The sequence below is a fragment of the Chloroflexus sp. genome (assembly GCF_034434295.1).
Taxonomy (GTDB): Bacteria; Chloroflexota; Chloroflexia; order Chloroflexales; family Chloroflexaceae; genus Chloroflexus.
This window is the reverse complement of record NZ_DAOTZQ010000032.1, coordinates 1-19,174: the sequence shown is the minus strand read 5'-3', so window position 1 is coordinate 19,174 and position 19,174 is coordinate 1. Positions and strand designations below refer to the sequence as shown.

The following is a 19,174-nucleotide window of genomic DNA, read 5'->3' as shown; positions in this document are numbered from 1 at the left end:
AAGGTCAGGCGGTGCGGCGCAGGTAGTGGACGTACAGCTCCTGACCATTCTCCTGAACCGTCTCCTGGACGATAAGCTCGACGTTCTTCGCCGTCTTGGCCCAGCCCTGAAAGTCGGCTACCGAGCCGCGATCGGTTGAGATGACTTGCAGGACCTGCCCTACCGGCAGTTCGGTAATTGCTTTGCGGCTCTTCACCAGTGGCATCGGGCATTTTGCCCCTTTGACATCAAGCGTTTGATCGAAGTGTGGCATATGATTCTCCTTCCTTGTATTGTACTGTATATTCGGCGACAGTAGCGTTCTCTGCCGCCAATGCTCATATGTAAATCGTTACCCGGCCAATGCACAGATATTCTTGCCTAGCTCAAGCTCGCTGGCTTTGCCATCGCAGGCTTCGACCAGGCCAATGTTGACGCGCTTGATTTCCACGTATTCCGGTGGGAAGACCGGCAGGTGGCTCAGGACGTAGCTGGTAAACTCTGCGAGCGACCGCGGTTGCAGGCTGTCATTTTGCGCACGAACCTGAGCAAACGGTGCGGCGAAGATACCATTACCGGCGTCCTCATCAAGGGTGCTGAAGTGAGCTGGCAGGATCATGGTGTCGTCGGTGAGATACCGTGGCAGCCACTCGAACATACTGCGGTAGAGAATGGGCGTCCAGGCTTCACCCTTACCACCGAGGTCGGGGCGCCCAAACGAGCGCAGGAAGATACCGTCGCCGGTGAAGAGGTAGCGTCCGCCATCCGGCGTCTCGGCGAGGAAGTTCACCTGACCGAGGGTGTGGCCGGGATACCAGATGGTGGTGATACGTACCTGACCGATCTGGAAGATTTGCCCGTCGCGGAGTGGCTCGTAGGCGATCACAGCCGGCAGCATGTCGATGGGGTGAATGGCGTCGTAGGGGTGGATATAGTAAGGAGCACTGGTCTCTTTGCTGAGCGCAGGGCCACCGCTGATGTGATCGGCGTGGACGTGGGTGTCGAGAATAGCAGTTAAACGGGCGCCCGCGTTCTCGATCAGTTCACGGTAGACCTGGATGTGGCGCAGTGGATCGACCAGTGCCGCCTGACCATCGCTGATCACGGCAAAGCTGAGATCGCCACGGGCAGGTCGGGCAATCTGAACGATGCGTCCCCAATCGGCCTTCACCACGTCGCGGACATCGTAGTAGTTGCCCCAACCGATCATGCCTTCGCTGAGCGATACGGCACGATACCCATGATTGTTCAGCACCTCGGCAACGTACTGGGAAGCGCCGCCCTTGGCACAAATGACAATGAACTCTTCAACATCTTTTGGCAGGCGCTCCAGCGCAGCCTCTTCATCCTCGATGAAATCAAAATATGGCAAATTGAGTGTGCGCAGCGTTGCGTGACCCTCAACCGGCATTCGCTTAAACTCCTCTTCGTTGCGCACATCGAGGATAAAGAGTGGTTGCGCACTCAGCAAGCGGGCATACAGATCGCGGGGAGAAATTTCAGTAACCGTCGATTGTTCTGGTGTGAATGTCATTGCTTACTTACCCTTTCGTCAATTTCGTGAACCGACATACTTTTTTGTTCAGTTGTAGCATACCGCGCCAGCGTTAGAGTCTTACGAGGGTTTTGTTAGGGTTTGGTAAGGATTGGGGGTAGATGTTGGGGTGGTTGATACGATGATGGTCGGGTACTGGCAGATGATGGTATTGATACATCAGCAACAAAGCATGTCAGGGAGCGCCACTTTGTATAGATGACCTCACAGGGTTTTGCCCTGATTGCTACGCAATCAACACGATCCGTCGGGTGGACGATCCGTGATCGGTACGACAGCGCTACGATAGAAGCTGTCATAATTGAATGATCAGCGGTGAGATAAGGTAAGGAACGCTACTATGACCTCGTCGTCAGAGGCGGTATTAGCCCGCTATGCCCGGCGCAACTTTTGGTTAAATGTTCTCGATGGGAGTGCCTTTACGTTTGGGATTAGCCTGGTCTCGCGTTTTACGGTATTGCCGTTAATTGTCGAGCGCCTGACCGATGCCCGTTGGGTGCAGGGACTGATTCCGGCCATCTTTTTTGCCGGCTGGTTGCTACCGGGATTATTTACCGCACCGCTCGTTGCCGCACAGCCACGCCGCAAACCGTGGGTGTTGATGGCGACCATTGGTGAACGGCTACCGTTTCTGGCGTTGGGCATTATTCTGCTGACAATGCCCGATCTACCGGCAAGTGTCTTGTTGGTGATTGTGCTGAGTTTATACGCGATCTTCGCAACGAGTGCTGGTCTAACCTCAATCGCGTGGCAAGATTTGATTGCCCGTATCATTCCGGCGCAGCGCTGGGGAGTCTTCTTTGGGTTGCAGGCCGGTCTGGGTGGTCTGTTCGGGATTGGTGGTGGTGCATTAGCCGCAGCAATTCTGGCGCAACAGCCTTTTCCCCAGAGTGCAGGAATACTGGCCCTGATCTGCTTTGCTGCGATGGTGGTTTCATACATCTTCCTGGCGCTAACGGTAGAGCCGGCCCAGGCGCCGATACCGGCCCGTCCCTTTCACGTCTTTTTGCGTGGCCTGGGGCCATTACTGCGCCGCGATGTTGCCTTTCGCCGCTACCTCGTTTGTCGGGCTGCGATTGCCTTCGGCTTGACCGGCCATAGCTTTCTCACGGCGGCTGCGTTAGAGCGGTTTCACGTGCCGGCGGCTGATATTGGTTTGTTCACCGGCGTGATGCTGGCCGCTCAGGCTGTCGGCAATATCGGGCTGGGAGCGCTGGCAGATCGCTGGGGGCACAAACAGGTGCTGGTGCTGTCAGCCGGCATGGGTATGGCTGCATTAGTGCTGGCATTGCTGGCCCCTGTCAGTACGTGGTTCTTTATCATCTTTGCGCTGGTCGGTGCAGCTCAGGCCGGTTATCAACTCTCCGGCTTCACACTGGTTTTTGCATTCAGCCCACCTGCGGAACGCACGACCTACATTGGGGTGGCGAATCTGGCATTAGCGCCGGTAGCGGCGGCAGGGCCGGTTCTGGTCGGGGTGCTGGCAACCTTTACCGGCTACGGGATGATCTTTGTCTTACTGGCAATCGTCGGCTTGATCGGCATGGCAATGTTGCACTGGCAGGTGGCGGCGCCGGTGCGGGCCGAGCAGGTGGCGTGATTAGTTCAGATACGTGCCTGAGAACACGCGTCTCCGGATCACACCGGTGCATCTCTTCTGATACGGTCTGGTGAGTAGTTACTGTCGCGCCCAATGTACGGTTCGCTCGTCGCTCGGCCCGGAGCATCAGCCCACCAGGTTGTGCCAGAGTGATCTGGGCATGGCGATCCATCTCTTCGACGTTGCCAGGTGGCGTGACAGAACATCTGGTGTGCTGGCGTTTATGGCCCGTGATCCGACGATCATCCTGCCACCATCCCTGAGCACAGAAGGCCGAATCAGCTTTACCGCTTCGCACGCAGGGAGATCAGTTTCGGCGACGATACAGTCGCCCGCCAGAAGTATCCGTGTCGTGTGGTATAGAGTGCGGCAGCCATGCTGCCGCATTCGGCCTTGCTCACGATCAGGTGCGGGTTGCAGCGGTTTCTCTGCGGATCACAGGACGATATGCACGCAGAGCATGTCCGTCTTGTTTGACTATCCGTGATACCACATCTTGACCACTACGGTGTATCATCGCCGAGGCGTTCAATCGTTGGCGGTCAGCCCAATCCCTGTACGACGGGGTGTGCAGCGTTGTCGGCGTTGTACCAGCAATCTCCCGTGGGGTGGGCTTCCCGCCCGTGCTTATGCATCCCCTGTGCCATGATCTCGTACCAGCACGGGTACGCGCTGCGCCCAGTGCCTGCCGGTGCGGAAGCATAGCTTTCGCATGCCAAACGATGCAGCATGGGCAGCCCTGGGTTGAACGGGTGTCCCATCCGATACGTGAGGGCTGTATGGATGAACAGCAGCACTGTAGAACCTATTTCAAAAAATACAGAAGTTATGCAGTTGCGATTTAAGTAGAGCGTGGTTGGATCGGGTAGGTCCGTAGGACAATGGCGGCGTTGGCCTCAAACCACGACGTGTCTTTCCGCAACCGGTGATATTCCAGACGGAGGAAGTCACGGAGTGCCAGACCAATAGGATTCCGCTGGACGCATGCGGCGCGGTGCCGGGTGTGCTCGATGCCGCAGAACTGCGTACTACCGCGATGGTATGCTTCGTTGCGCCACCGGTATCGGGCGGCTTCTACCCACTGGGATGCACGAACGCGTCCGCAGCCGGAAACGATACGTCTCTGATCGGCTGATTGCCCGACCCATCGGTATCCCCAAAGCGAGTGGCTTTCAGGCGGGTCAGCCACTGCCAGTGCAGTGCGCGTGCCAGCGTCAGGTGCTCCAGGCTGCATACCAGCCGTCGACGCCCAGCGGCACGAGGATCTCAGCCCCGTGCCGCTGCCGCCTCTACCATCGCCCGGACGTGGTCATTGGTGGTCACCCCGTTGTGTGCTTTGTCGTCGATACGGACGTCGCAGGGCAGGTGAGGATTCCCATCGGCCTACCGCAGGCTGATCAGATTGATGCCCACGACGACCCGCTGATAGTTCCCCGACTACTGGTGCGTGACCAGCTCGCTGGCCCGGCGATACGGCGTGTCCAGCGTCGTGTCGCCGATAATCAGGACGCACGTGGTCAACGAAACACAAGGTTGCACTGCTTCCTCCACGGCGTTGCCATCCGCACGACACCTGTGCCGCAGCCTCGTGGAGGCATCGTGCGCCGAACCATTCGTGGTGGCACCCGGATGGCAGCGTACTGCTGCGGTAGTGCTGACCACATGCTGCGCTGTGACGAGAACGTAGCTGTAATCCAGTTCGTCTCACGTTGGTGTGTTCATCGGTTCATGTCTCCATCATCAGTCAGGAATACAGCAGATGTATCTCCGAGCACGACAACCAAGGATATGGTTCATTGGCTCACGTATACATCATCAGTCAAGAACTGCGTAACTCCTGAAATATTTACGAGAAGCTAGCTCATTCACTCCTGACAGTCTCTATGAACGTGATTGCACATCCAGCACCCCTGTAAGCAGAGTCAATGGCGTGCCATGCCCCGGATCGGGAGCACGGCTGCTGCGGCAGCATGGCTGCCACACTCCATACCGCGCAATACGCGCATGACGAGCGGGCAAGGCACCCCATCCAGGGCGTGATGGCACCGGAGATGGGCGTTAGCCCGCCTCCTGCATACCGGCTGTGGGAGCAGGCTATGCTGCATTGGCGATTGGCAATCGTTCATGCGCCTGAGCAACAGACTGGGATCACGATAGTACAGTTTGTATGAAATAAGTTCTACATTAGCTTGAGAGACGTACCTTCCCCCGCAGTGATACCACGCAGGTGCACGAGCACTGATTCTCGCATCTGTACCGCGACGGCCCCTGTTGCTCAAGCCCCGTAGTGATACCACGCAGGCACCAGAGCGCTAATACCCCTTATTTCATGCTCAGTCATACCGCCAGGGTGCAATGTTGGGATCGTACTCTGCTTCCTGTGCTAGCAGATGAGGTATTGTCCGTCTTCCATGCCGGTTCATCCCACACCCGGCGCAAATGATGCTGAATTGTGTGGGGTTGCCGGTAAGGGTAATGGTAACGATGGCCCACAGTAGTACAGCCGGTCATCACGCCAATCGGCAAGCCCGATCTCGGTAAGCCATGCGGTGACGGTGGAAGCGCGTCGTTGGGCAGTTGACTCGGCCAGGGGAGCCAGTTGTTGCAGGATACGGGCAACATCGTTGCGGCTCAGACCTTCGGGGGCGTTACGGAGGGCGGCAATGACGGAACGGGTTGGCTCGTAGCGCAGGAGCTGGCGACGTAGTGCGGAGCGCTGATCGGCACGGTTATAACGGGTGAAAGCAAGTCCGAACTTGGTGAGTTGGGCTGTTTCGGTTTGCTCGCTGATTTCAATCAACCCGATGATGCGAGCGGCTTGCATGTAGTAAAGACCTTGACGCTGACCTTTTGCGCCGAGATAGGCTCCAATCTCCTCAGCCGTCATCCGCCCGCGAGCGATTGCTTCGGCGACACGCGCTACATCCCAAAGTACATCGGCCTGTGGAATATCTGCTGTGGTCAGCATCGAGGTCCCTCCTCTTCCTTGCACGTACTAACTCGTACTACGCTTCTACCATATCACACTCGAACGTTTGTGTCAATAGGGATTTTTAACACATGTTCGTATGAGCTGGAATCCTGGCAGCCTGTGCGGATTGTCATGGCGGGGTAAGTGGCTCCGTTCAGTAGTGGTAGCGAAGGAGGGGTATTCGTTACGGCGAACATCCTGGTCATTGCCTGTCGGTCAATCATCCAGGATGTTCTACCGTCCGTCCTGTACGCTCATTGAAGTTGAGATGGTTGTACCTGTTTCCGGGTATGATACACATGGAACAATTCAGATCGTCAACGGAGGAAAGAGTTCATGCGATACGAAGAATTACCGCTTACGGCTGAGCACGACGTGGCAATCATTGGTGCCGGCCCGATTGGTCTCGAAGTAGCGGTCTGTCTCAAACAGGCTGGGGTTGATTATATTCAGTTCGATGCGCATCAGATTGGTTATACGATGACGTGGTGGCCGCGCAATACCAGTTTCTTCAGTACGACCGAACGACTGGCAATTGCCGGGGTACCGATTCCGAACAATCATCAACAACGGATTACCGGCGAAGAGTACCTCGCGTATTTGCGGTCGGTCGTCGAGCTGTTCGATCTGCATATCCAGAGTTACGAACCGGTAAGCGATCTGATCCCCGACCACGCGGGTTTTACGCTGATTACCCGACCGCACAGCGGTGAGCGTCGTTACCGTGCCCGGCGTGTGGTACTGGCTATCGGGGATATGCATTACCCACACCGGCTCAATATTCCCGGTGAGGATTTACCGCACGTCAGTCACTATTTTCGCGATCCACACGACTACTTTCGGCGTCGGTTGCTGATCGTTGGAGGCAAGAATTCGGCGGTCGAGGCGGCACTGCGTTGCTGGCGTGCCGGTGTTCAGGTGACGTTGGCGTATCGCCGATCACAGCTTGATGCGCAGCGCGTGAAGCACTGGTTATTGCCCGATTTTCTGGCGCAGGTTGAGGCAGGGACAATACGGTTTTTCGCACGCACAACACCTGTTGCTATCGATAACGGCGGTGTGCTGCTGGCACATACTGACGAAGAGGGTCAACCAACAACCGATCATTTTTACCACCTGACCGATTTTGTGTTGCTGGCAACCGGCTTTCGTGGTGATCAGCGTTTGCTCGAACAGGCTGGCGTGGTCTTGCAAGGGCCGAATCGAGTTCCGCTCTACAATCCGTCAACGATGGAGACGAACGTGCCGGGTTTGTATCTGGCCGGTACCGTTGCCGCCGGGATTCAGCAGCGCTACACGCTATTCATTGAGAACTCCCACGAGCACGCCGGCAAGATCACTCAGGCCCTAACCGGGCGCTGGCCGTCACGGTTAGGTGATGTGGCAACCCGAAATTATCAATTGAGTTTTGAGCAGATTGCGGCGAACTAAGCATTCTACTGCCGGATCGATCTTGCCAGAATTGCCCGGTTTGCAGTATAGTATGGGCATACGGGGCTGTAGCTCAATGGATAGAGCACCGACCTTCTAAGTCGATGGTTGCGCGTTCGAGTCGCGCCAGCCCCGCCATACTGTTATCGCTCACGTGCCTCTCGCTGAACTATCTCCGCCAACAATTGCTCAATCCGGGCAAGACGCTCGTTAATCATTGCTATATCGGCCTGACTGCGATCAACCTTATCTTCTTCAACAAAGAAGGCCGCTACGTTAGCTGTTAGTAGCCCGAAGAGTGCAATCCCCGCGATCATCAGAAATGTGGCAATTCCCCGTCCCAATGCGGTCACCGGATAGGTATCCCCATAGCCGACTGTTGTGATGGTGGCCAGTGCCCACCAGATGGCATCGGCGAACGATGTGATCGGGCCATTGGAACCTCGCTCGGCGATGAACATCAGAGTCGCGGTAAACAACACCATAACCAGGCTACTTACCCCGATGAATGCTGGCATCTTGCGCCGCAGAGCACGCTGCGATTGTTTCCAGAGACGAGCGAGCACGATGGGTAGCCACAGCAGACGCAGGGGGCGAAGAAACGGTAAGGAGATGATGATGACTTCAAACCAATGTGAACGTAGATAGTGCAGACGATCAGGTGCCAGATAGAGTTTTGTCACCAGTTCAGCCAGGAATATTCCCCATATCAGCCAGAGCAGCCCATCAAGAACCAGGGTAATCGTTGCTTCAAATGCGTTGCTCTCAATCAGGAGGAAGATGATCAGGAAGCCGAATGACAGCAAGAGCATCGGCAGTTCGCTGATCTGCTCGAATCGATGCAAGAGGTTGGCACGTTGTTCCGATGACATTGTCACCTCCTTGGTAATAATGATAATGATAATGATAATGATGGAGACACTGTAACGATAAACAACTTTTGGCTTTCAGGCAAGGATGTAGTCTGCTCATTTCCAGGCGCTCGTTTGTCCGCCGATGCCCGGTTTTGAAACGAGTTCTCCTGTCTGGATGAACAACGTGCAGATGGCTTTGTCATGCTGTCTCTTGCATCGAACGCCGTAGAGGATATTTGAAATAGTTGTGATCTGAAGGTGTGTTTCCCGTGCTGATATGTTGCTGCGGGCACCATCGGCCATACTACAGATACGGTTTGTCGTTGGGAGAGTATAATACCTGCGAACCGCTATCGTATCGAAGGGACAATGACTATGCAGACAGTGAAAGAACGTAGTGCAATCCCCGATCAGTACAAGTGGGATCCGTACAGCATTTTTCCGTCACAGGCGGCGTGGGAAGCGGCCATCGCCGAGACCGATGCCATGATCGCCAGTGCTGCTCAGTTTCGCGGTCGCCTTCAGGAAGGGCCGCAGGTGATTGGTGAGTTCCTGGCGCTGAGTGAGGACATCCTGCGTAATGTTGGTCAGATTACGGTATTCGCTACCATGTTCTATACCGTTGACACCAACGACCGTGAAGCGAGTGCGATGCGTGATCGGGCAATTGGTTTGCAGGCACGTGCCAGTGCAGCACTGGCTTTTGGTGAACCGGAGTTACTGGCCATCGGCGGTGATCAATTGCTGGCGTGGGCCGAGCGTGATGAGCATCTGACCACCTACTACCACTATTTCGAGCGTCTGATTGCGCGGGCAGCGCACATTCGTTCAGCCGAGGTTGAAGAGTTGCTGGGACAGGTGCGTGATCCCTTCGCTGCCGCCAGTGCCGTACACGGCGTATTAGCCAATGCCGAGTTGCGTTTTCCACCGGCATACGATAGCAATGGGGAAGCCCACGAAATCACTCAGGGCACGATCAACGCATTGATTACGCATCCAGATCGTACACTCCGCAAGAATGCCTGGGAGGGCTATGCTGATGCCCACATTGCGGTTGAAAATACGATGGCGCAGTGTCTGGCTGCCGGGGTGAAGCAGAATGTCTTCATCGCCCGCGCTCGTCGTTACACTTCAGCCCTGGAAGCTGCTTTGAAACCGAATTTTATTCCACTCGAAGTCTTCCATAACCTGATCGCGACCTTCGAGCGCCATCTGCCGATCTGGCACCGCTACTGGCGAGTCCGACGGGCAGCGCTGGGGGTTGATGAGTTGCACGTCTACGATACCAAAGCTCCCCTGGCAACACCGCTGGTTGTGCCCTACGAGCAGGCCGTCGATTGGATCTGCGAGGGTATGGCACCACTGGGGCAGGAATACGTCCAGATTATGCGGCGTGGTCTGCGTGAACAGCGTTGGGTCGATGTCTACCCAAATCGTGGCAAGCGGGCCGGCGCCTTCTCGACGGGTGCGCCCGGCACTCACCCGTTTATCATGATGTCGTACAACGATGACATCTTTGGTCTCAGTACCCTGGCCCACGAATTAGGCCATTCGATGCATTCGTACTATACCCGACGTACCCAGCCCGTGATCTACACAAATTATGGCCTCTTTCTGGCTGAAGTTGCTTCAAACTTCAATCAGGCACTGGTGCGTGATTATCTCTTCAAGACTTTAACTGACCGTAATGCGCAAATTGCCATTATCGAAGAGGCCATGTCCAATTTTCATCGCTACTTCTTCATCATGCCAACGCTGGCACGCTTCGAGCTGGCAATCCATCAGCGTGCCGAACGTGGTCAACCCTTGACAGCTACCATCTTTAACGACCTGATGGCCGATCTCTTTGCCGAGGGCTATGGTACCGGGGTAGTCGTTGACCGGGCGCGGGTTGGGAATACCTGGGCCCAATTCTCAACCCATTTGTACGCGAATTTCTACGTTTACCAGTATGCAACCGGCATCGCCGGTGCTCACGCACTGGCTGAGCCGATTATTGCTGGCGAGGCTGGAGCTGCCGAGCGTTACATCAACGAGTTTTTGAAAGCCGGTGGCTCGCGCTTCCCGCTCGATATTTTACGGCGGGCTGGTGTTGATCTGGCTTCCCCCGAACCGGTTGAACGCACCTTTGCCGTAATGGCTTCGTATGTTGATCGGTTAGAGCAACTGGTGGCGAGTGCTGACTAAACTGACACGTGAAGAGGTAGCCAACCCGCAGAGGCGAAGCATGGCTTTGTCTCTGCGGTAGATGGTGACTTCTATCCGATGCTCGTCAGCACGCTTGTAATGGGAGGGGTTGAAAGAGGTTCTGCATGCATTGGTTGGCCGGAACGTCTGTGCGACTCGCTCTTGTGATCTGCCTGTCAGGTATCTTCTGGTTTACTGCCAAACCAGTCTTCACCCAACCGCCGTATCGTGTTCATCTGCCATTAGTGGTACGTCCGGCCCAAAATCCACTACTGAGCGGTGAAGCTACCTTCTATCTCGAAGCCGACGGTAGTGGCAGTTGTCTCTTTGACCCCATTCCTGGCGATCAGATGGTTGCTGCGATCAGCTATCTCAATTACGGAAATGCCGATTATTGCGGTGCGTATGTTGAGGTCTTCGGGCCGCAAGGCAGTGTCGTGGTACGGATTGTTGATATGTGCCCGGACAATCCCGGTTGTGGGCAAAACCATCTCGATCTCAGCCCCGAAGCCTTTGATCGCATTGCCCCACGCGCCTGGGGGAGAGTTCCGATTACCTGGCGAGTGATCAGCCCGCCACTTAGCGGGCCGGTGCAATTTCAGCTTAAGGATGGCAGTAATCCGTGGTGGCTGGCATTTCAGGTTCGTCATCATCGTAATCCGATTGCCCGCATGGAATATCGTACACCCCAGGGGCAATGGGTACAATTGAACCGAACTACATACAACTATTTCATCAGGCAGTGTCAGTGTGCAAATGGTGAACTCGGCCCCTTTACCCTGCGTATAACTGACATCTACGGTAACGTACTGGTCGAGACGGTACAGTTTACGACGCTATCAAACAGCAGTAATTCGCCAGGTGAACTGGTAAGCGGGACGGGTCAGTTTCCCTACGGGCCGTAGGTTACTGACTAAGCTTGAGCATCCATCTTAATGCTGACAGATGGAGACACAATATGCCGTATGGGAATGCAGATAAGAACAACACCTTTACCTGATTGGTAAAAGGTGTTGTTCTATTTTCATCATTTGTCGGATGTGAATAGTGTCACGGTCCAACGTGTATCTGGGCAAAGCTCTGGTCAAACCGGAATGTACCTGGCCCTGCATTCCCATTCAGGCAGAGGGGCGGGGGACGCATGAACCGCCCCTGTCAGGCTTTCAGACAAACTCAAACCGTTCTAGCTCGCTACGCCGGAATGAAGCATATACAGACAGATCACGAATGGTACGCTGAATCATATCACGCTCGATAGGATCATTGTAACTACGGACAAGACGCCGAATCGCTTCATGCCATTCCGGCGGCGGTGTGTAGCGATACACGGGTGGACCACCTGTGACCTGTGCTACTGAGAGGAATCCGGCAGCGGTCAGGTCTTCAAGAGCCTGCTCTACGCTCCAAATATCACGGAAGAGCCGCTCGGCAATTGCGGCTGCGGTCAATTCACAGCGTGGATGCTCGTGGAACATCAGGAGCATGTGCAACTTGGCTGGTGTGTCGAGCACCTGTTCGAGCAAGCGTTGGACGAGTGGGTCGATCATAGTGCTGCTCCCTCCTTTGTGATCGACAATGATCACGTACTACACTACCTGACGAACGACTCCTGCGTCGTGGGAGGAGCATGAAACGGGGCAAAAATGAAAAATGTTTCAGGTATCACGGAAATTATACATCATCGTTTAGTAAAATGCCATACCTTTGCCGACTTTTTTTCATAACTTTGGTGAGCAAATTACAACAGATTTTGTTGTGTATGCAACTGTTCAGAAGCGGGTATAATGTGGGTTGACAAAGTGCTATCGCCAGGAGGTTACAGATGGCAACAATTCCGGTTGCAGTGCTTGGTGCCACCGGTGCAGTGGGCCAGCGCTTTATTCAATTACTCGAAGGACATCCATTGTTTCAGGTTGTTGCATTGACCGGTAGCGAGCGCAGTGCAGGGAAGAAATATCACGAAGTGTGCCGATGGGTCCTCGACACCCCCATGCCTCCAGCCGTCGCCAATCTCACCGTGCTCGATGCCGATGCCGATCTACCGGCTCAGCTCGTCTTTTCTGCGCTCCCCAGCACAGTCGCCGGCCCGATTGAACAGCGTCTGGCAGCAGCCGGGCATATTGTCTGCTCCAATGCTTCGAATCATCGCATGGAGCCTGATGTACCTCTGATTATTCCTGAAGTGAATCCCGATCATCTGGCCCTGATCCCGGTCCAGCGCCGGCGCCGTGGCTGGTCAGGGGCGATTGTAACCAATCCTAACTGTACGTCCACGCCGGCAACGATGGTCTTACGCCCACTGCTTGATACATTTGGAGTGCGGCGGATGCTGTTGGTAAGTATGCAGGCTCTCTCTGGTGCGGGCTATCCGGGTGTGCCCAGCTACGATGTGGTTGACAATGTCATCCCCTATATCGGTGGGGAAGAGCCAAAACTGGAAATTGAACCTCAAAAGATGCTCGGTCGGTTAGAGGGGGAGACAGTTGTGCCGGCTGGGTTCACGACCTCAGCCCATTGCAATCGGGTACCGGTGTTAGAGGGACATCTGGTCTGTCTCTCGATTGAGCTGGAGCGCAAAGCTGATCCGGCAGAGATTGCGACGGTGCTGAGTAATTTCCGTGGTCTACCCCAGGAATTGCGTCTGCCCACCGCACCAGAGCAACCGATTATTGTGCGTCACGAGCCAGATCGTCCCCAGCCACGTCGTGATCGCGATGCCGGACGTGGTATGGCAACGGTTGTGGGTCGCATCCGTCCATGCTCATTGTTTGATATCAAGCTGATTGCACTGAGTCACAATACAATTCGTGGCGCTGCCGGTGCCTCCATTCTCAATGCCGAGTTGATGCACGCACAGGGGTGGCTGGCATGAGTGCCTGGGCAACGATTGCTGATCTGACCGATGATCGCGTCATTTATCGCGATTTACAACCTTGCGATGCCAGCTTACCTGGTTTGCCAGCACTGCGCACGATCCTCGGCTTACCGGCCAGTGCAACGCCGCGGAAGCGTGATACGGCGTATGCACGGGTCATTCTGGCCCTGGCACGTGCTGCCCAGGCGTTGCGGAATGGGCCGCCGCTTACCCACGTTGTCGTGATCGGGGATACCGAGAATGATCGACTTTTGACTCTACACCTCCAGGCGCTTGCTGAGGTTGATGTGTATGGCTTCATTGGTGTTGATCGCCCGGTGGCTCCGGCAACGCTCGATTGGGAGGGCGTGGTGGCAACGGCGACCCGTTGGGCGCTTGTGCATGAGTGGGCAGCTACGTTGACGTCTCGTGGCGTGTCGTGGGCGCAGACAGCGGTGTTAATCGATATTGATAAGACCTTACTGGGGCCGCGCGGACGTTCTGACGGGGCGATTGATGATGCGCGAGCTGAAGCGGCCCTGATCGTAGCAACGGATCTGTTAGGGGATCGGTTTGATCGCACGATATTTCGTCAATACTACATCACTTTGTGTCGCCGCGATTGGCACGCGATCACGCTTGACAATCAAGATTACACTGTGGCGATGGCCCTCTTCGCAACAGTTGATGTGTTCGATCTACCAGCAATTGAAGTGCAATTAGCGGCCGGTCTGTCACCAACGCTGCTCGAATTGCTGATCGCAGCCCAGCAGGTGCCTGTTGAGTTGCAGGCATTACGCCAGCAATTGATCGAGCAGATTGGTGCCGGTAATCCTACACCGTTTACCCAGTTTCGACGGGCTGAACTGGTCTCGACCGCGGCGCGTATGGCAGATGGACGGTTGACGTTGAGTAATGAGCTGTTTACGCTGGGACGACGGCTACAGGCGCAGGGTACTCTCTTGATGGCCGCTTCGGATAAACCGGCTGAGTCTGCGTTACCCTCTCCTGAACAACAGGCAGCCGGACTGCTGCCACTCCATCGGACACCTGCTCTGCTGGATTAAGATGCTACGGGGCAACCTCCAGGGTTGCCCCAATGAGAGCTGTTGAGCCTTGTGCAGGGTTGCAGATAGTCGGTGACTGAGACTAACCGTTAATGATCCGTTCTCGCATTTGTTGATTGGCCGGCAGAAGTTGCTTAATATTTTCGATCAGTTCGTCGATAAAGAAGGGCTTGGTCATATAGCTATCAATAGCTGCTTCTTTCACCGCCTGGCGAACTTCTGCTGAATCGTAGGCGGTAACCATGAGAGTTGCCGGATAATAGCCCCGTTCACGCAACGTCTTGACCAATCGCACACCATTCATACCCCGCAGATTGTAATCGCTGATTAGCAAGTCGAATGGCTGCGCTTCCCAGCGTTCGAGCGCTTCTTCTGCACTGAGAACCGACTCAAACTCGTAGGGCGTATTAATGCTGCGCATTGCCAGTTCAATAATCCGCCCGATATTATTATCATCCTCAACGAGGAGAATCCGCACCGGATGACCATTTGTGTTAACCATGAGACACCCCCTGACCCCTACCCTGCGCCGTTGCAAAGGTTGTCAGTTGAGTTGAGAGGTGGCGCCGGTGACAATAGTACTTTTCTCCTAAATTCAGTTTAGCACAAATGGTACCCAAACACAATAACAGTTTTGTCAAGAAATAGCTGTTCAGGATGAGGAATGAAGCAGAAAATTCACAAGTAGAACTTATTTCACAAAAGTTATGTTATCGTGCTACCAGATTGTCGTCCAATCACTATAGACTGTTTATCCTGCTCCTGGCCTGTTGGCAGAAAGCAGCTCCAGTCGTGCCATCACGCGCTGGATGGGTTGCCTTGCCCGCTCGTCATGCGCGTGTCGCAGCGTTTGGAGTACGGCAGCCACGCTGCCGCCGCAGCCGTGCTCATGATCCGGTGCGTGGCACGCCGTTGACCCTACTGGTTACGGGGAGGCTGGATGTACTCGTTACGTTCATAGAGCTGGTCAGGAGTGAATGTGCTAACTTCTACCAGATGTTTTTTGAAATAGGTTCTGGTTTGTGGGTTTGTCGAACGTATCTCGTAAACCTGTGTCATGGTAATACTTCGTTGTGTCATATAAATGTGTACCACTCGTAGCGCAAACGTCCAGCCTGTCCATCAGCTTCCTTTCGCTCTCATCCCGTGACGGTGGTACAGGTGATGGACGAGTGTGGGCTGGAAGTTAATCCATCGAAAAGAGGCAACCGTCATCATTGGACTGATGAACAGCGATTATCAGTAGTATCAATGAGGGTTTGATATTACGTAGTATGTGCAGCAGGTGAGGGGTCATGCGTTAGTGTGCTTGGGGCTACGCGTTGTACCGGGTATCTGCCCGTCAATTACGCGGAAAAGGTATTAAGCAAATTCTCATTTTCAATAGCCTGCTAACGTTAGCGCTGTGATCCAGCGATATGACCGCGACTCTACCAATCTCATGCTCTGGTCTACTGATTAGTCGCTGTCTTCACCGTCAGATTTCAATATAACGCCATGGCTTTGACAGGCCATGAAAGCGAATCTATAATCAACTATAGGGGCTACCGAATGGTATGACCCATTTGTCAGGGATATACTACTTTATGTTTTCCGATCAATCTATACTACAGAATTTGCGTCGTGCTGTTGTCACGCTCTTGGTTGTCTACCTCTTCATTTATCCTTTCGCAATCGTGTTGGTGGCGCTTGATAAGGTGCCGGTGTGGGGCACGTGGATGGGAGGAGCGCTGCTTATCTTGCAAGGCACGCTCATGGGGTTTTGGTTGACGGTTCGTTATCGGTGGTGGGGGGCAATTGCTGCCGCTCTGATTCTGTTCGTGTCCTGGGCGGTTGAGCATGTGGGGGCAACCACAGGTTTTCCTTTCGGTAGCTATTCGTATACCGATGTACTGCAACCACAAATTTTTGGCGTTGTGCCGCTGGCAATCCCGTTTGCCTGGCTCTTGATCGTGGTTGCAGCAGTGGGTGTCGCCGAGCGCATCGGCCATCGCGATGGTAAGCCGGTCAATGATCATCAGCTTCATCCGACTCGCGTGCTGACAGCGGCATCATTTGCGTTGTTACTTGACGTAACTATTGAGCCGTTTGCCGTTTATATCAACCGTTACTGGGTCTGGTCAAGCGCAGAGGGTGGATTCTACTACGGCATTCCGGCTTCCAACTTTATCGCGTGGTGGGTGACGAGTCTGATCCTGTCGTGGGTGTTGCTCCATCAGCGCCGATCAGCCGCTCGTCGTGGCCATACACCACAGCCGTTTATGATCTGGCTACCACCGATACTCTACCTGACTAATCTGACGATGTTTGTCGTAGTCAATCTTGCCCGTGGTCAGGTCTTGCCCGCTCTGATTGGTGGTTTGATCATGATCGTGCTCGCAGGCGATTGGCTGCTGCCGCGGCTGGCCCGTCGTCTCCGCCGCGTCGCCGAAACCAACCCCTGACTGCGTCCCATGTACGGTCAATGCCCCAGCGTCCACTGAGCAGCGGCTGAAAGCGACCGAGCCGCTGCTCGATCACATCAGTACGTAATCGGTCAACCGCATCCGTCAGGCGCATTGCCACATCATGCCGGATTGCTTCAATATCATCGCGACTGGCTGGTGGATGGGCAGGGCCAATCTGGACGAAAGCGTGTGGCCATTGCTGACCCAGAAATTCGTAGCGTAGGGCAATCGGGCAGAGGGTTACATCGCCGACCAGAGCGGCAATGCGGGCAATACCGGGATAAACGGTAAGTGGCCGATAGTCGTTTGCCTGAATCCGACCCTGCGGAAAGATATAGAGTGCCCGGTCACGTCGTTCGCGCAACAGATTCGCCGCGTAGCGCTGTGCTCGTTGCGCATCATCCGGATCTCGTCGTTCAATAGAAAATGCACCGCACCAGGTGAAGAAGCGGTAAGCACGTAGTTGTCGCTCTTCCATCATGACATAACTGTCAAACGCACGGTGCATGATGGCGCGATGGAGCAACATCATCATGTACCCATCCCACCAGGCCGAATGGTTGAGGTAGAAGATGTACGGGCCGTGACGTGGATCGGGTCGCGGGCCGTATTGGGCAAACCAGACGTGATCGAAGCTCCGTTTGAGCGCCGGGCGTGCGAGCAGGTAGTAGATAGCCTCATCGGCGATCCAGATTTTGTTTGCCGGAATGCGCGGGGTTACCATAGCCTGCATATGCTTTTTCAGTGTGGTAGTGCGCGAGGGGCGAGAACGGCGCGAGCAGTGGTGTAAGCCGCCTGTATATCGGCCAGGGGTAGTTCATCGTCAATGTTGGCAGCGCAGGTGCTGGCTATCCGCAAGCCACACGTGGCTGCCGCAGCTTGCAATGCAGGTAACACAGCAGCCGCATACGGGCCGACGGCGATCAGCGCGGCAAAGCGACCACCAACCTCGGCAGCATAAGCTGCACGCAAGAGGTTGTTGAGGCGGTCTGGGAGTTGTGGTGTGGTAGCCGGAGTTACGATCACGATCAACTCGGCGTCACGCATGTCGGTGATTATCTCTGCAATAAGCTGATCAGGGTGATCTGATGGGATTGTCCCTAGAAACGCAGCTCGTTTGACTGGCGGTAGTGCGGCCAGCAAACTGTTCAACATTGCCGGCGCCGGATCATCCTCTTCGGCGCTACCACAAATCCCCAGTGTAAACAGATACCCGTCATGCATATCACTACCTGTCTGTTCTCTACGATTTTCTACTATTCCATGGTATCACAGGTATCACAACTGGCAGGTTTTCAAGTCTCACAGATCAGGGTCATGTAATTGCTCTGGGAGTGCGGATCACAGGATCGCGCTAGTAAGAAGTGGCTATTAAGCAGGTAGCTTGCAGGTGACAAATGTGTGCCCAAGTACGGGTTATGGTTTTATTGTAACCCAAGTTGCTACCTTCATCACCACAGAGGCACAGAGGACATAGAGGATGGGCATAATCTGAGTTGCTATCTCAGGGCACGAAGTAGCGCAGCTATGTGAACGGGTTGCTACCCACATGGTTCATACGGTTACGCTTCGCGGTGTTGTGCGCAGCCTCGTGCTGTTTATCATTGCAGCCAGTCTCACGTGGCCTGCCCACAGGGTAGGTGGCAACCTGGGTTATTGTAACGAATACCCTGCTGCGCAATGGCCTGACCCCTCGCCTCTCCGGCAAGACTGGAGAAGGGAGGGGTCAGGGAGCAATGATGCAACAGTCCTACCGCATAATCACCGGCACGTAGATACGAATTTCGGGCTGGTAGGTCACCTCATTGTCAGTACTGGTACTGGCTGTATTCCCGTTTCCATCCAGGTCTTGCACGGCATTTGCGGGGATACTGGCGATGACCGTACCATTGCCGGTCATCCCACTTACCACCACCTCAAAGGTGGTACCGTTGTTTGGCGCAATCTCAGTGATAGTGACGGTTAGTGTGCCGGGTACACTACCACTGAGCGTAATATCGCTGGTGGTGAAGGTGGTTTGGTTGATCGGTTTACTGAAGATCACGATGAAGCGGATTGGGCTGCCGATGGCCGGATCGGTTTGCGCAGGAGCCTGGTTAATGGTAACGGTCAGAAGGTTACGATCCACCGTATAGCTCTCGCCGCCGGTGAACGGCAGCCCGCCGACGGCATTACCGGCCAGGTCGGTGATGGTCGCAGCGGCTGGAATGTCCAGGCGCAGAGAACCAT

At 54.9% G+C, this 19,174-nt stretch carries 15 protein-coding genes, 1 tRNA gene and 1 pseudogene; 8 read left to right on the top strand and 9 right to left on the bottom strand.

Features of this window, described 5'->3' with window-relative positions; all coding sequences use genetic code 11:
- Nucleotides 1–4: 4 nt before the first annotated feature.
- Together VAE57_RS04965 and VAE57_RS04960 are read right to left on the bottom strand one after the other, a co-directional pair.
- Nucleotides 5–253, bottom strand: a complete 249-nt coding sequence (locus VAE57_RS04965; RefSeq protein WP_322820791.1) for a sulfurtransferase TusA family protein — start codon at nt 251–253, stop codon at nt 5–7.
- A 78-nt stretch (nt 254–331) separates the two neighbouring features.
- The gene (locus VAE57_RS04960) at nt 332–1,513 is read right to left on the bottom strand and encodes an MBL fold metallo-hydrolase (RefSeq protein ID WP_322820790.1); all 1,182 of its coding nucleotides are present in this window, start codon (nt 1,511–1,513) and stop codon (nt 332–334) included.
- Between the two features lie 361 nt (nt 1,514–1,874).
- Here VAE57_RS04960 and VAE57_RS04955 point away from each other — a divergent pair, with 361 nt between their 5' ends.
- Nucleotides 1,875–3,134, top strand: coding sequence for an MFS transporter (locus tag VAE57_RS04955; RefSeq protein WP_322820789.1), 1,260 nt, complete (start codon nt 1,875–1,877; stop codon nt 3,132–3,134).
- 2,419 nt (nt 3,135–5,553) lie between these two features.
- On the opposite strand, the gene VAE57_RS04950 is transcribed toward VAE57_RS04955, so the two are convergent.
- Nucleotides 5,554–6,102 carry an AAA-associated domain-containing protein gene (locus VAE57_RS04950; RefSeq protein WP_322820788.1) on the bottom strand — a complete coding sequence of 183 codons (549 nt, stop codon included), beginning with the start codon at nt 6,100–6,102 and terminating at the stop codon, nt 5,554–5,556.
- Nucleotides 6,103–6,441: 339 nt separating this feature from the next.
- On the opposite strand from VAE57_RS04950, the gene VAE57_RS04945 reads away from it, so the two are divergent.
- Together VAE57_RS04945 and VAE57_RS04940 are read left to right on the top strand one after the other, a co-directional pair.
- Nucleotides 6,442–7,536, top strand: coding sequence for an NAD(P)-binding domain-containing protein (locus VAE57_RS04945; protein ID WP_322820787.1), 1,095 nt, complete (start codon nt 6,442–6,444; stop codon nt 7,534–7,536).
- Nucleotides 7,537–7,598: 62 nt separating this feature from the next.
- Nucleotides 7,599–7,674, top strand: a tRNA-Arg gene (locus VAE57_RS04940).
- Between the two features lie 5 nt (nt 7,675–7,679).
- Here the strand turns inward: VAE57_RS04940 and VAE57_RS04935 are convergent.
- The gene (locus tag VAE57_RS04935; protein WP_322820786.1) at nt 7,680–8,408 is read right to left on the bottom strand and encodes a potassium channel family protein; all 729 of its coding nucleotides are present in this window, start codon (nt 8,406–8,408) and stop codon (nt 7,680–7,682) included.
- 357 nt (nt 8,409–8,765) lie between these two features.
- Between VAE57_RS04935 and pepF the strand changes: the two genes are divergently transcribed.
- Together pepF and VAE57_RS04925 are read left to right on the top strand one after the other, a co-directional pair.
- A complete protein-coding gene (gene pepF / locus VAE57_RS04930) occupies nt 8,766–10,577 on the top strand; it encodes an oligoendopeptidase F (protein ID WP_322820785.1) in 1,812 nt (603 codons plus the stop codon).
- A gap of 149 nt (nt 10,578–10,726) precedes the next feature.
- Nucleotides 10,727–11,482 carry an expansin EXLX1 family cellulose-binding protein gene (locus tag VAE57_RS04925; RefSeq protein ID WP_322820784.1) on the top strand — a complete coding sequence of 252 codons (756 nt, stop codon included), beginning with the start codon at nt 10,727–10,729 and terminating at the stop codon, nt 11,480–11,482.
- A gap of 258 nt (nt 11,483–11,740) precedes the next feature.
- Here the strand turns inward: VAE57_RS04925 and VAE57_RS04920 are convergent, their stop codons facing one another.
- Nucleotides 11,741–12,124 carry a hypothetical protein gene (locus tag VAE57_RS04920; protein WP_322820783.1) on the bottom strand — a complete coding sequence of 128 codons (384 nt, stop codon included), beginning with the start codon at nt 12,122–12,124 and terminating at the stop codon, nt 11,741–11,743.
- A gap of 275 nt (nt 12,125–12,399) precedes the next feature.
- Here VAE57_RS04920 and asd point away from each other — a divergent pair, with 275 nt between their 5' ends.
- Together asd and VAE57_RS04910 are read left to right on the top strand one after the other, a co-directional pair.
- Nucleotides 12,400–13,449: an aspartate-semialdehyde dehydrogenase gene (asd, locus tag VAE57_RS04915; RefSeq protein WP_322820782.1), complete on the top strand. Its 1,050-nt coding sequence runs from the start codon at nt 12,400–12,402 to the stop codon at nt 13,447–13,449.
- Nucleotides 13,446–14,498 carry a hypothetical protein gene (locus VAE57_RS04910; RefSeq protein WP_322820781.1) on the top strand — a complete coding sequence of 351 codons (1,053 nt, stop codon included), beginning with the start codon at nt 13,446–13,448 and terminating at the stop codon, nt 14,496–14,498. Before asd ends, VAE57_RS04910 begins: the two co-directional genes overlap by 4 nt.
- An 82-nt stretch (nt 14,499–14,580) precedes the next feature.
- Here the strand turns inward: VAE57_RS04910 and VAE57_RS04905 are convergent, their stop codons facing one another.
- Entirely contained in the window at nt 14,581–15,000 is a 420-nt protein-coding gene (locus tag VAE57_RS04905) for a response regulator (protein ID WP_322820780.1), read from the bottom strand.
- A 1,084-nt stretch (nt 15,001–16,084) separates the two neighbouring features.
- Here VAE57_RS04905 and VAE57_RS04900 point away from each other — a divergent pair.
- Nucleotides 16,085–16,942, top strand: coding sequence for a carotenoid biosynthesis protein (locus VAE57_RS04900; protein WP_322820779.1), 858 nt, complete (start codon nt 16,085–16,087; stop codon nt 16,940–16,942).
- Here the strand turns inward: VAE57_RS04900 and VAE57_RS04895 are convergent.
- The 3 genes and pseudogenes from VAE57_RS04895 to VAE57_RS04885 all read right to left on the bottom strand — a co-directional run.
- A complete protein-coding gene (locus VAE57_RS04895) occupies nt 16,863–17,669 on the bottom strand; it encodes a lysophospholipid acyltransferase family protein (RefSeq protein ID WP_322820778.1) in 807 nt (268 codons plus the stop codon). The two genes, VAE57_RS04900 and VAE57_RS04895, sit on opposite strands and share 80 nt — an antisense overlap.
- A 17-nt stretch (nt 17,670–17,686) precedes the next feature.
- Nucleotides 17,687–18,169 (bottom strand): hypothetical protein, encoded by a 483-nt coding sequence (locus VAE57_RS04890; protein WP_322820777.1) that lies wholly within the window; start codon nt 18,167–18,169, stop codon nt 17,687–17,689.
- A gap of 526 nt (nt 18,170–18,695) precedes the next feature.
- Nucleotides 18,696–19,174, bottom strand: a pseudogene (locus VAE57_RS04885) (hypothetical protein); the annotation flags it as partial.

Coding starts and splice junctions, on each gene's coding strand:
- pepF (WP_322820785.1), top strand. CDS start 8,766: ATGCAGACAGTGAAAGAACGTAGTGCAATCCCCGATCAGTACAAGTGG.
- VAE57_RS04950 (WP_322820788.1), bottom strand. CDS start 6,102: ATGCTGACCACAGCAGATATTCCACAGGCCGATGTACTTTGGGATGTA.
- VAE57_RS04920 (WP_322820783.1), bottom strand. CDS start 12,124: ATGATCGACCCACTCGTCCAACGCTTGCTCGAACAGGTGCTCGACACA.
- VAE57_RS04905 (WP_322820780.1), bottom strand. CDS start 15,000: ATGGTTAACACAAATGGTCATCCGGTGCGGATTCTCCTCGTTGAGGAT.
- VAE57_RS04895 (WP_322820778.1), bottom strand. CDS start 17,669: ATGGTAACCCCGCGCATTCCGGCAAACAAAATCTGGATCGCCGATGAG.
- VAE57_RS04945 (WP_322820787.1), top strand. CDS start 6,442: ATGCGATACGAAGAATTACCGCTTACGGCTGAGCACGACGTGGCAATC.
- VAE57_RS04910 (WP_322820781.1), top strand. CDS start 13,446: ATGAGTGCCTGGGCAACGATTGCTGATCTGACCGATGATCGCGTCATT.
- VAE57_RS04890 (WP_322820777.1), bottom strand. CDS start 18,169: ATGCATGACGGGTATCTGTTTACACTGGGGATTTGTGGTAGCGCCGAA.
- asd (WP_322820782.1), top strand. CDS start 12,400: ATGGCAACAATTCCGGTTGCAGTGCTTGGTGCCACCGGTGCAGTGGGC.
- VAE57_RS04965 (WP_322820791.1), bottom strand. CDS start 253: ATGCCACACTTCGATCAAACGCTTGATGTCAAAGGGGCAAAATGCCCG.
- VAE57_RS04955 (WP_322820789.1), top strand. CDS start 1,875: ATGACCTCGTCGTCAGAGGCGGTATTAGCCCGCTATGCCCGGCGCAAC.
- VAE57_RS04900 (WP_322820779.1), top strand. CDS start 16,085: ATGTTTTCCGATCAATCTATACTACAGAATTTGCGTCGTGCTGTTGTC.
- VAE57_RS04960 (WP_322820790.1), bottom strand. CDS start 1,513: ATGACATTCACACCAGAACAATCGACGGTTACTGAAATTTCTCCCCGC.
- VAE57_RS04935 (WP_322820786.1), bottom strand. CDS start 8,408: ATGTCATCGGAACAACGTGCCAACCTCTTGCATCGATTCGAGCAGATC.